The following is an 11,498-nucleotide window of genomic DNA, read 5'->3' as shown; positions in this document are numbered from 1 at the left end:
TTCAATTGTGGAGAAAAGCAATGAACGCGATCAACCGGTCGGAACCCTATGGCGCTTACAGCGGCCAATATATTGGCGGCGTCTGGCGTCCTGGCGCCGCAGGGGATGTCCTTAATGTCAACAATCCCTATTCCGGGGAAAAAATTGCCGAAATCGCGCTGGCCTCGGTGGAGGATCTCGATGCGGCCTATCTGGCCGCCGAAGCGGCGCAGCGCGATTGGGCAGATAGGCCCGCCAGTGTAAAGCGCGATGTTTTTCTGCGGGCGGCGCAGATCGTCGATCAACGGCATGCTGAAATCGTCGATATGATCATCGCCGAATCCGGCAGCACGCGCATCAAGGCCGAGATTGAATGGGCCTCGGTGCGCGATATGATGCTGGAGGTGTCCGGCATGCCGTCGCGCGTCCAGGGCCGGATTATTCCCAGCGAAGTGCCTGGCAAGGACGTGCGGGTGCATCGCGCTCCTCTCGGTGTCATCGGGGTTATCAGCCCCTGGAACATGCCAATGCATCTGTCGCATCGTTCGATCGCGCCGGCGCTGGCGCTTGGCAATGCGGTGGTTGTCAAACCGGCGGAAGAGACCCCGATCAGTGGCGGGTTGATGATTGCCAAGATTTATGAAGAGGCTGGCCTGCCGGGCGGCCTTCTGAATGTGGTCGTCGGCCTTGCCGGGGTGATCGGCGACATGTTCACGCTGCATCCCGTGCCGAAGTTCATTTCCTTTACCGGATCGGCACGGGTCGGTCGTCATATCGGGCAGCTTGCCATGCAGGGCTCAACCTTGAAACGGGTCGGGCTTGAGCTGGGCGGTAATGCGCCTTGCGTTGTGCTTGATGATGCGGATCTCGATCTGGCCGTCCGGGGCGCGCTGTTTGGCCGCTTCCTGCACCAAGGCCAGATCTGCATGAGCACCAACCGGATCATCGTCGATGCTTCGATCTATGACGAGTTTGTCACTCGCTTTATTGAGCGCGTCTCCAAGCTTACCTATGGTGATCCCAGCCTCATTGGCACCAATATCGGCCCGATCATCAGCAAGCGCCAGCTTGATGGTATCCTGGCAAAAATTGAAGAAGCCAAGGCCTCCGGCATTCATCTGGCGCTGGGCGGCGAGCCGCAAGGCCAGGTCCTGCCGCCACATGTGTTTATTGATGTCGATAACAACTCGACGCTGGCCCAGACTGAACTGTTTGGCCCCGTCGTTCCGATCATCAAGGCTCATGGCGAGGAGGACGCCTTGAAACTGGCCAACCAGACCGAATTCGGGCTTTCCAGCGCCGTTTTCACACGGGATGAGGGGCGCGGCCTGCGGTTTGCCAAGCGCATCCATGCCGGCATGACCCATATCAACGATATTTCCGTTGCCGATAGCCCCAATGCGATGTTCGGTGGTGAAAAGAATAGCGGTATCGGGCGGTTCAACAGCGATTGGGTCGTCGCGGAATTCACCTGCGATCACCTGATCACCACCCAAAGCATTCCTCTGCAATATCCCTTCTGACCGAAGGGCTTCGTTTATCGCACGAGCACGACAGCATCACGCGTTTCATAAAACGCATGATGCTGTCGTTAACAGCCGCAGGCCAGCATTTCAGCGGCCATAGAGCGTCAGGATGGTGGCGGATGCATTTTTCGCTGCGGTCTCGATCTGCGCGTCATTCGGACGATCAATCAGGCCCCAGAGGCAGTGTTCATAAAGACCCGCCTCGGCCACCGCCTTAAACTGTAAGGCCGCCATTGCAATATCCGGGATGGCAAGCGCCTGGCGCTCGACCAGATGCTCCAGCTTTTTTTCGATCTGGTCCAGCGTGGCCTGTGGTCCATTCTGATAGAAGATCCTGCCAAGTTCCTGAAAACGTGGCGCTTCGGCAATCACCAGCCGGTTGATGGCCAGAACCTCCGGCGAAAGCAGCAGCCGCAGGTAGGCCCGCGCATAGGCCGTCAGCGATTTTTCCACGGTGTCGCCAGCCTGATTGCTATCGGCCAAAGCTGCAAAGGGTTCGCGTCCCGCTTCAATCACATAGGCTTCGAACAAGGCTTCCTTGGAGGGAAAATGATTGTAAAGGGTCGATTTCGATCCGCCGACCGAGGCCGCGATCTGCGCCATATTGACGGCTCCAAATCCGTGCTCCCGGAACAGATCCCCGGCAATCGTCAGGATCTGGCGTCGTTTCGTCTCGCTTTTTGTCCGCATTGGTTCTCTGGTCGGAATACATCGAAGATGCTGATGCATCCACACATTGAGGATCATCGCTATCCCTGATGCCTCATGGCTTCAAGTGTTCATTCTCCACGAGAATTATCCTAAAATTCTTGCCAGGTTAAGGTTTTATGTCGCAGAAGGAACAATCTTCTTCAGCTTTGATGTTCTGCATCCAGCGTCACGGTGAAGACATCGCACTGCACCGTGATTGTCAGGTCCAGTGGATCTTCTGGCGAAAAGACCAGCGTATCGAAGCGGTGCAGGGAAATGGTTTGTCCATTGGCGATGATGGTGGCATCACCGTTGAAAATGGCCAATGCCGTGGTCGTGGTCGTGGTCGTGGTTCTGGTCGCTTGGCCGTGCAGCACTTCCAGATTGCCCCTTTTCATGGTGTGGCGAAAGCGGCTGCGCCGGGTCATGATATTGAGGTCGATGGTTTTGCTGCCAAGATTGCGACTGGAAACGGCCCAATCGCCGGAAAAGGCGAGGGGTTCACTGCCTTGTTTGAGTGCCACATCTTGGCCGTCTGATAGGGACAGAACCATGCCGTCACCTTCTAACAATCCAATACTGCGGTCCACACCGGGAAAGGTCGAAAAAGGGCCGTCCGCGCCGACATGGGCGATGGACAGCCGGTAATCGAAATCCCCAAGGCCACTGTCGGGCGGAAAAATCAGGATTTCCTCTGTCATGCCCTGGCCGTTCTTCCAGGGCATGCGGCGATAATCTTCCCGACGCAGGATCTGCATGTCAATTACCCAGAATGCCAGGCAGGCGCAGGCCTTTTTCCTTGGCGCAATCCAGTGCAATGTCATAGCCCGCATCGGCATGGCGCATGACGCCGGTGGCCGGGTCGTTCCACAACACCCGCTCCAAGCGCCGTGCGGCATCATCGGTGCCATCGGCGCAGATCACCATGCCGGAATGCTGGCTAAAGCCCATGCCCACACCGCCGCCATGGTGCAGCGATACCCATGTGGCACCCGAGGCGCAATTGAGCAGCGCGTTCAGCAAGGGCCAATCGGATACGGCATCCGAGCCGTCCTTCATGGCTTCGGTTTCGCGGTTGGGCGAGGCGACGGAGCCGGAATCCAGATGGTCACGACCAATCACCACCGGGGCTTTTAGCTCGCCGCTGCGGACCATTTCGTTGAAGGCCAGACCCAGTTTGTGGCGATCGCCCAGACCCACCCAGCAGATGCGGGCAGGCAGGCCCTGAAAGGCAATGCGCTCGCGCGCCATATCCAGCCAATTGTGTAGGTGCTTGTTGTCGGGCAACAATTCCTTCACCTTGGCATCGGTCTTGTAAATATCCTCTGGATCACCCGAAAGGGCAGCCCAGCGGAACGGACCAATGCCCCGGCAAAACAGCGGACGGATATAGGCAGGCACAAAGCCGGGGAAGGCAAAGGCATTTTCCAGCCCTTCTTCCTTGGCGACTTGCCGGATGTTGTTGCCGTAATCCAGCGTCGGCACGCCCATGTTCCAGAAATCAACCATGGCGGCGACATGCACTTTCATGGATGCGCGAGCGGCACGCTCTACCGCTTTCGGATCGCTCTCCTGCTTGGCGCGCCATTCGGCAACGGTCCAGCCGGAGGGCAGATAGCCATTGATCGGGTCATGGGCCGAGGTCTGGTCTGTGACAATGTCGGGGCGCACACCGCGCTTCACCAGTTCCGGGAAAATGTCGGCAGCATTGCCAATCAGGCCCACGGATTTGGCTTCGCCTGCCTTGGTCCATTGGTCAATCAACGCTAAGGCTTCATCCAGCGTGTGGGCCTTGGCATCAACATAGCGGGTGCGCAGGCGAAAATCGACACGGGTTTCATCGCATTCTACCGCAAGGCAGCAGGCACCGGCCATGACGGCTGCCAGCGGCTGCGCGCCACCCATGCCGCCGAGGCCGCCTGTTAGTATCCACTTACCTTTTAGGCTGCCGTTATAATGCTGACGGCCCGCTTCCACGAAGGTTTCATAGGTGCCCTGCACAATGCCTTGCGTGCCAATGTAAATCCACGAGCCTGCGGTCATCTGGCCATACATGGCCAGCCCCTTTTTATCCAGCTCGTTGAAATGATCCCATGTGGCCCAATGCGGCACGAGGTTGGAATTGGCAATCAGCACCCGTGGGGCATCTTTGTGGGTTTTGAACACACCGACTGGCTTGCCCGATTGCACAATCAGCGTTTCTTCTTCCGTCAGGGTTTTCAGCGTGGCAACAATGCGGTCAAAATCCTCCCATGTGCGGGCGGCGCGGCCAATGCCGCCATAGACCACCAGTTCGTGCGGACGCTCGGCCACGTCGGGGTCGAGATTGTTCATCAACATGCGCAAGGGGGCTTCGGTCATCCAGCTTTTGGCTGTTAGTTCTGTCCCGGTGGCAGCCCGCACATCGCGGATATTGTGGCGTGGGTTGGTCATGATCATTCCCCCTTTTGTTTCAGTTGAAACGCAATCTGTTCAATCCGCTCCAAAATGGCTTTGAGATGCACGCGCAAACGGCTCGCCTTGTCTTCATCATAGGCAAAGGGCGGTGCCTCACTGGCAAGGTGAGAGGCCTGCGCCAGCTCCATCTGAATGGCGTGAATACCGGTGTCTGGCTTGCCATAATGGCGCGTGGTCCAGCCGCCTTTGAAGCGGCCATTGAGGATGGAGGTGTAACCTTCCGCTGACGCCGCGATCTCCACCGTTGCCGCTTCAATGGCGGCATCACAGGTGCGGCCCATATCGGTGCCGATGTTCAAATCCGGCAATCTGCCTTCAAACAGAAAGGGGATGTTGGCGCGGATGGAGTGGCAATCGTAGAGTACCGCCACGCCATGGATTGCCTTGACGCGCTCAATCTCGGCCAAAAGGGCTGCGTGATAGGGCGCGTGAAAGGCGCTCAGGCGTTCAGCAATATCCGCCTCCGTTGGTTCCTGTCCATCCATCCAGATCGATTGTCCGTCAAAATCCGTTTCTGGAATAAGCCCCGTGGTGTTTTGCCCCGGATAGAGGCTCACCCCCGCGGGATCACGATTGGCGTCAATCACATAGCGATGGAAGGTGGCGCGAACGGTGGTGATGTTTGGCAACAGGTCTTTGTACAGATTGTGGATATGCCAATCGGTATCGGCCAGCAGTTTGCCGTTGTCGTTGAGGCGGTCCCAGATGGCAGGTGGCACATCCGTCCCCGTGTGCGGGAAGGCGAGGATGACGGGTGAAGTGCCTTGGGTGATTTCGAACACTTGGGTCATGCGACATGTCTCCCGTGGAGTATGGGGTAACCCCCCTCTGTCCTGCCGGACATCTCCCCCTCAAGGGGGGAGATCGACTCGTTGAAAAGTGTTTGGATAAAGAATTGAACTGGGCGTTGCCTCGTGCTGATCTCCCCCCTTGAGGGGGAGATGGTCGGCAGACCAGAGGGGGGTAGACCCCACATAAAAACGCCCATTCCGCTCACCCCTCCACCCCCGGCAAGATCCCAGCCGATACACTGCCCACCAAAGCCCCATCGGCCACCAGCGCACTGGCTGCCGCCAAGTCCGGTGCCATAAACCGATCTTCCTCCAGCGTCGGTACAACGGCCCGCAAGGTATCAATAGCCTTTTGCAACTCGGGGCTGGTGGTCAGGGGTGCTCTAAACTCCACGCCTTGGGCGGCGGTGAGAGCCTCAATGCCAATGATGGCAAACAGGTTTTCGGTCATTTGCAACAGGCGCCGCGCACCGTGGCAGGCCATGGAAACATGGTCTTCCTGATTGGCAGACGTCGGTGTTGAATCGACTGATGCCGGATGGGCCATCTGCTTGTTTTCGCTCATCAGCGCGGCAGAGGTGACTTCGGCAATCATCAGGCCGGAATTGAGGCCCGGCTTTTTGGCCAAAAACGCAGGCAAGCCGTAAGACAGGGTCGGGTCCACCAACAGCGCAATACGCCGCTGGGCAATGGCCCCGATTTCACACACGGCAATGGCAATCTGGTCGGCAGCAAAAGCCACTGGCTCGGCATGGAAATTCCCGCCAGACACTACAGTATCATCTGAGAGCACCAGCGGATTATCCGTCACTGCATTGGCCTCGATTTCCAACGTGCGGGCCGTCATCCGCAGCAAATCAAGGCAGGCTCCATCCACCTGCGGCTGGCAGCGGATGCAATAGGGGTCTTGGACGCGCTCGTCACCATCCAGATGGCTTTGGCGGATGACGGAACCTTCCAGCAAGGCGCGCAAGCTGGCAGCCGTATCAATCTGGCCCTTGTGGCCACGCAGGGTGTGAATATCGGCCGTAAACGGTGCCGATGAACCCATGGCCGCATCGGTAGACATCGCCCCGGTAATCAATGCTGCTTGTGCTGCACGATGGGCGCGGAAAAGGCCTGCCAAGGCCAAAGCGGTGGAGGCCTGCGTGCCATTGATCAGCGCCAGCCCTTCTTTGGCTGCCAAAATAACCGGGGTAAGGCCAGCGCGTTCCAGCGCAAGTTTGCCCGGCAGTTTTTCGCCCTGATAGAAGGCTTCTGCCTCGCCCATCATCACCGCAGCCATATGCGCCAGCGGGGCCAGATCGCCGGAGGCACCGACAGAGCCTTTTTCCGGGATCAGCGGAATCACGCCTTTTTCCAGCATGGCTTCAATCAAACGTACAAGCTCCAGCCGCACGCCGGAGGCTCCACGGCCCAGCGAAATCAGCTTCAGCGACAAGATCAGCCGCACAATATTCTCAGCCAGTGGCGCACCGACGCCGCAGCAATGGGAGAAGATGAGATTGCGCTGAAGCGTGGCCGTATCCGCCGCATCAATCTTGATGGAGGCCAATTTGCCAAAGCCGGTGTTGACGCCGTAAACAGGCTCATTACCCGCAGCAATGGCAGCAATGCGGGCGGCTGCGCGCTCAATGCCCGCATCAAAGCTGCGATCCAGCACGGCTGGCTCACCATGCCAATAGATTTTCGCCAGATCGGCCAGCGGCACAGAGCCGGGGTGAAGGGTAATGGTCATTGTGGCCCCTTGTTGTTATGCGTCTTTGCTATGTGTCTTGGCCGCGCCACACCCGCTGGTGCAGCGGGTTAAAGCCCATGCGGTAGACAAGCTCAGACAGTTCAGAAATATCCCAAATGGCAAGATCAGCCGATTTTCCGGCCTCCAGCGTGCCAATCTGATCAAGCCGACCCAGCGCGCGGGCGGCCTCGCGGGTCACTCCGGCTATGCACTCCTCCACCGTCATGCCAAACAGGGTGGCCCCCATATTCATGGTCAGCAGCAGCGAGGTCAGCGGCGATGTGCCGGGGTTGTTATCGGTGGCCAGCGCCATTTTGGTGCCGTGCTGGCGGAAGAGATCAACAGGCGGCTTTTTTGTCTCACGGATAAAGTAAAAGGCACCCGGCAGCAGCACCGCCACGGTGCCAGCCTCTGCCATGGCTTTCGCGCCCGCCGCATCGGTATATTCCAGATGATCAGCTGAGAGTGCACCATATTCGGCGGCAAGGGCCGCACCGGATAGATTGGACAGCTGATCGGCATGCAGTTTCACCGGCAGGCCCAGAGCTTGGGCTGCATCAAAAACCACGCGCATCTCTTCGGGTGAAAAGGCAATCCCCTCGCAAAACCCATCCACCGCATCAACAAGCTGCTCTGCATGGGCAGCTTTCAGCCCGGGCAGCACAACCTCGCGGATAAAATCACCATTGCGGCCCTTGTATTCTGCGGGTGTGGCATGAGCACCGAGATAGGTGGTGGTGATGGAAACGGGGCGCGTATCGCTGAGCTTTTTTGCGGCCCGCAGCATTTTCAGCTCATCTTCCACCGTCAGCCCATAGCCGGATTTGACCTCAACGGTGGTGACACCCTCGGCCAGAAGCGCATCCAGACGCGGCAGCGTTTCGCGCAACAAATCCGCCTCACTCGCCGCCCGTACCTTGGATACGGATGAGACAATGCCGCCACCCGCCCGGGCAATTTCCTCATAACTTGCACCCGCCAACCGCATTTCAAATTCATGGGCGCGGTTGCCTGCATGCACCAGATGGGTATGGCAATCCACCAGACCGGGGGTGATCCAGCGGCCCTCGCAATCGGCAACATCGGCAGCATTCAGCAGGCTAATCGGCAGTTCCGCCATTGGGCCAGCGTAGACAATCTTGCCATCACGCACCATCAGCGCGGCATCTTCGATAATGCCGAGGCCTGAAAGTTGCGGATTGAGCGTTGCCAACCGCGCATTGGTGAAAATGCGATCCCGATCTGTCATGCTGATCCCTTGTTATTGCGGTTCAGGCTGCATTGCGCCTCACCGATTTTCCTATTATGTATATACTTAATGAGCCCATGCGCAAGACAGAAAAGGCGCAAGCCAGAAAATGAGAGGGGAAAGCTATGACGACACTCCACGCAAAACAGGCGCTGCTTCCGGATGGCTGGGCCAAGGATGTGCGGCTGACGCTGAAAAGCCACTCCATTTCCGGCATTGAGCAGGGTGTTGAGGCGCAAGCTGGCGATGAGCGCCACGAGATCTTGCTGCCCACAATGGCCAATTTGCACAGCCACGCCTTTCAGCGCGGTATGGCGGGTTTGGCGGAATTGCGCGGGCCAGACAATGATAGTTTTTGGAGCTGGCGCACGGTGATGTATCGCTTTGCGCTGACCATGAATCCGGAGCAGATGCAGGCCATTGCCGCCCAGCTTTATGTGGAAATGCTGGAAGCTGGCTTTGGCCGGGTGGGCGAGTTTCACTATCTCCACCATGACCGTGATGGCAGCCCTTTTGCCAACCGTGCCGAGATGGCAGAACGCATAGTTGCCGCAAGCAGCGAGACCGGAATTGGCCTCACGCTGCTGCCGGTGTTTTATGCCCATTCCGGCTTTGGTGGTCTGGCCCCCAATGAGGGCCAGCGACGGTTTATCAATGATCTCGATGGTTTTGCGAAGCTTTTGGAGGGGGCGAAAAAAGCGGCATCAAATCTGCCCGGTAGCGTCACTGGTATTGCGCCTCACAGCCTGCGGGCCGTGACGCCGGAGGAATTATCAGCGCTGCAACAGCTTTCTTTCGATGGGCCAATCCATATCCATGTGGCCGAGCAGGTCAAGGAAGTGGAGGATTGCGTGGCGTGGTCTGGTCAGCGCCCGGTGCAATGGCTGCTGGACAATGCCGATCTCACCACTCGCTGGTGCCTGATCCATGCTACCCATATGACGGATGATGAAACAGTGCGGATGGCCAAGAGCAGTGCCATTGCCGGTCTTTGCCCGATCACCGAGGCGAATCTGGGCGATGGCACATTCAATGCTGACGTGTTCTTGGGGCAGGGCGGGCGTTTTGGTGTCGGCTCTGATTCCAACATCCTGATTGGCATTGCTGATGAGTTGCGCCAGCTGGAATATTCGCAACGCCTGGCTCATCGCGCCCGTAATGTGATGGCTGTTCCGGGTGGTTCAACGGGGCGGTATCTGTTTGACGGTGCTGTGAGTGGTGGTGCTGCTGCGTTGATGGCGGACAGTGGGCTGGAGGTGGGGAAGCCTGCCGATGTTGTCAGCCTCAACCCGCACCATGATCTCGGTTTGAGCGGAGATCAGATTTTGGACAGTTTTCTCTTTGCCAATGGCGCTTCGGTGGATTGCGTCTGGGTGGCTGGCACCAAGCAGGTGGAAGCTGGGCGGCATAAGGCACGGGAGTGGATTGCAGTGCGGTTTGCGAGCGTCATGCGGGATTTGATGGCGGCGTTTTGAGATTGATCTTGTCGTCCAACAATTTGGCTTCGCACCCCCTCATCCGGCTGCCGCCACCTTCTCCCCGATGGGGAGAAGAGGTCGTGGAGCAGATGTCATTGCATGACGCCAAAGATCGTCTATGTGGATGCCGATTTCGTATGAATTCAAAGTCAATGATCAGCTTTCTTCTCCCCAGCGGGGAGAAGGTCCCGGCGGGGGGATGAGGGGGTGACCTTGCTCAGGTTGTTTATTTGATGTCCCGACCATCCCGTGCTGCCACATACCGATTGACCGGCATCGACAGCCCCAAATTCTCCCGCAACGTGCTGCCCTCATACTCTTCCCGGAACAATCCACGCCTGCGCAATTCCGGCAGCACCAGCCGGACAAAATCATTCAAGCTGGCGGGCAGGGTTGGCAGCATCAGAATAAAGCCATCGGCGGCTCCGGCCTGGAACCATTCTTCCATAAAATCGGCGATCTCGGTGGGGGTGCCGGTGATGCCATTGCCGGTGCTTTTCTCGGCATAGAAGCGGATCAGCTCGCCAACGGTATGGCCTTCCATGATGAAATCGCGCAACCATTCAAACATGGCTTTTGAGCCTTTTGGCTCTGCGGGCAGGCGCTCCAGCGGGAAAGGCTGATCAAGGGCAACACCAGAAAGATCGGCTTCCAGAAACTCGCCCAGCATCCAGCGGCCGACATCGGGGTGAAGGTTATCGATCAGGAAATCCACCTTGGCTTGCGCCTCAGCCTTGGTTTCTCCGACGTTCACCACAAGACCGGGCATGAGTTTTAAATCATTGGTGGAGCGGCCATATTTGGCCATGCGGCCCTTGATATTGTCGGCAAAGGCCTTGTTGCGCTCCAGATTGGAGGCAAGGCTGAAGACGATTTCGGCGGTGCGGGCGGCCAGTTCCATGCCCGCTTCGGAGCCACCAGCTTGGGCAATGACCGGGCGGCCTTGTGGGGAGGCTGCAATGTTGAGCGGGCCGCGCACCTGAAAATGCTTGCCCTTGTGGTTCAGCGTGTGCAGCTTTTCTTTGTCATGGTAAAGCCCGTTGGCCTTGTCCAGCACCAGAGCATCTGGCTCAAAACTGTCCCACAGGCCAAAGACAACATCGACGAACTCTGAGCCGCGCTCATAACGTTCCGCATGGGGTGGCAGACCGTCAAAGCCGAAATTATAGCCGGTCTCGTCATGGTCTGAGGTCACAACATTCCAGCAGGCGCGGCCACCGCTCAAATGATCGATGGAGGCAAAAATGCGGGCAATGTTAAACGGCTCGTAATAGCTGGTGGAGGCGGTGGCGACAAAGCCGAGCTTTTCCGTGAGCACGGACAGCGCCGAAATCAGTGACAGCGGCTCAAACCGGTTCATCTTGGTGGGCGAGCGCGCCAGTGCATCAGCATCGCCAATGGCGGCGGCGGGGGAATCGGCCAGGAACATGAAGTCAAATTTCGCCGCTTCCGAGATTTTCGCCACGTTCAGCAGGTGATCAATCTTGTTGGCCCCATTCACATCGGCATCCGGGTGTCGCCACGCAGCCGGGTTGAAACCGAAAGTGTAGACGAAGGTTCCAAGTTTCAGCGTGTCGGTGCGGCCCATGG

At 57.9% G+C, this 11,498-nt stretch carries 9 protein-coding genes; 2 read left to right on the top strand and 7 right to left on the bottom strand.

The genetic code is table 11. The features are described 5' to 3' along the window. Positions 1-20: 20 nt before the first annotated feature. Positions 21-1,502 (top strand): aldehyde dehydrogenase family protein, encoded by a 1,482-nt coding sequence (locus G6L01_RS14340; RefSeq protein WP_070167081.1) that lies wholly within the window; start codon positions 21-23, stop codon positions 1,500-1,502. Positions 1,503-1,592: 90 nt separating this feature from the next. On the opposite strand, the gene G6L01_RS14335 is transcribed toward G6L01_RS14340, so the two are convergent. From G6L01_RS14335 to hutI, 6 genes are all read right to left on the bottom strand, one after another. Beyond that, on the bottom strand, positions 1,593-2,195 hold the full coding sequence (locus tag G6L01_RS14335) for a TetR/AcrR family transcriptional regulator (RefSeq protein WP_070167080.1): 603 nt from the start codon (positions 2,193-2,195) through the stop codon (positions 1,593-1,595). Positions 2,196-2,356: 161 nt separating this feature from the next. After that, a complete protein-coding gene (locus G6L01_RS14330; RefSeq protein WP_071206041.1) occupies positions 2,357-2,953 on the bottom strand; it encodes a HutD/Ves family protein in 597 nt (198 codons plus the stop codon). Between the two features lies 1 nt (position 2,954). After that, positions 2,955-4,628: a urocanate hydratase gene (gene hutU, locus G6L01_RS14325; protein WP_070167112.1), complete on the bottom strand. Its 1,674-nt coding sequence runs from the start codon at positions 4,626-4,628 to the stop codon at positions 2,955-2,957. A gap of 2 nt (positions 4,629-4,630) precedes the next feature. Continuing rightward, on the bottom strand, positions 4,631-5,443 hold the full coding sequence (gene hutG, locus G6L01_RS14320) for an N-formylglutamate deformylase (RefSeq protein ID WP_070167078.1): 813 nt from the start codon (positions 5,441-5,443) through the stop codon (positions 4,631-4,633). Between the two features lie 202 nt (positions 5,444-5,645). Further along, complete coding sequence (gene hutH, locus G6L01_RS14315) at positions 5,646-7,181, bottom strand: histidine ammonia-lyase (RefSeq protein WP_070167076.1); 1,536 nt, start codon at positions 7,179-7,181, stop codon at positions 5,646-5,648. Positions 7,182-7,209: 28 nt separating this feature from the next. Continuing rightward, complete coding sequence (gene hutI, locus G6L01_RS14310) at positions 7,210-8,430, bottom strand: imidazolonepropionase (protein ID WP_070167075.1); 1,221 nt, start codon at positions 8,428-8,430, stop codon at positions 7,210-7,212. A 125-nt stretch (positions 8,431-8,555) separates the two neighbouring features. Here hutI and G6L01_RS14305 point away from each other — a divergent pair, with 125 nt between their 5' ends. Then, a complete protein-coding gene (locus G6L01_RS14305) occupies positions 8,556-9,905 on the top strand; it encodes a formimidoylglutamate deiminase (RefSeq protein WP_070167074.1) in 1,350 nt (449 codons plus the stop codon). A gap of 229 nt (positions 9,906-10,134) precedes the next feature. Here G6L01_RS14305 and G6L01_RS14300 read toward each other — a convergent pair whose 3' ends face one another. Further along, positions 10,135-11,496 (bottom strand): LLM class flavin-dependent oxidoreductase, encoded by a 1,362-nt coding sequence (locus G6L01_RS14300; protein ID WP_070167073.1) that lies wholly within the window; start codon positions 11,494-11,496, stop codon positions 10,135-10,137. Positions 11,497-11,498: the final 2 nt, after the last annotated feature.

The organism is Agrobacterium vitis (assembly GCF_013337045.2).
In the GTDB taxonomy this organism is placed as follows: domain Bacteria; phylum Pseudomonadota; class Alphaproteobacteria; order Rhizobiales; family Rhizobiaceae; genus Allorhizobium; species Allorhizobium vitis_B.
The sequence above is the reverse complement of the archived record's forward strand: the minus strand, read 5'-3'. Positions and strand labels throughout refer to the sequence as shown.

Excerpts from the sequence above, each read along its gene's own strand:
- G6L01_RS14335 (WP_070167080.1), bottom strand. The coding sequence starts at position 2,195 with ATGCGGACAAAAAGCGAGACGAAACGACGCCAGATCCTGACGATTGCC.
- hutG (WP_070167078.1), bottom strand. The coding sequence starts at position 5,443 with ATGACCCAAGTGTTCGAAATCACCCAAGGCACTTCACCCGTCATCCTC.
- G6L01_RS14300 (WP_070167073.1), bottom strand. The coding sequence starts at position 11,496 with ATGGGCCGCACCGACACGCTGAAACTTGGAACCTTCGTCTACACTTTC.
- hutU (WP_070167112.1), bottom strand. The coding sequence starts at position 4,628 with ATGACCAACCCACGCCACAATATCCGCGATGTGCGGGCTGCCACCGGG.
- hutH (WP_070167076.1), bottom strand. The coding sequence starts at position 7,181 with ATGACCATTACCCTTCACCCCGGCTCTGTGCCGCTGGCCGATCTGGCG.
- G6L01_RS14340 (WP_070167081.1), top strand. The coding sequence starts at position 21 with ATGAACGCGATCAACCGGTCGGAACCCTATGGCGCTTACAGCGGCCAA.
- G6L01_RS14305 (WP_070167074.1), top strand. The coding sequence starts at position 8,556 with ATGACGACACTCCACGCAAAACAGGCGCTGCTTCCGGATGGCTGGGCC.
- hutI (WP_070167075.1), bottom strand. The coding sequence starts at position 8,430 with ATGACAGATCGGGATCGCATTTTCACCAATGCGCGGTTGGCAACGCTC.
- G6L01_RS14330 (WP_071206041.1), bottom strand. The coding sequence starts at position 2,953 with ATGCAGATCCTGCGTCGGGAAGATTATCGCCGCATGCCCTGGAAGAAC.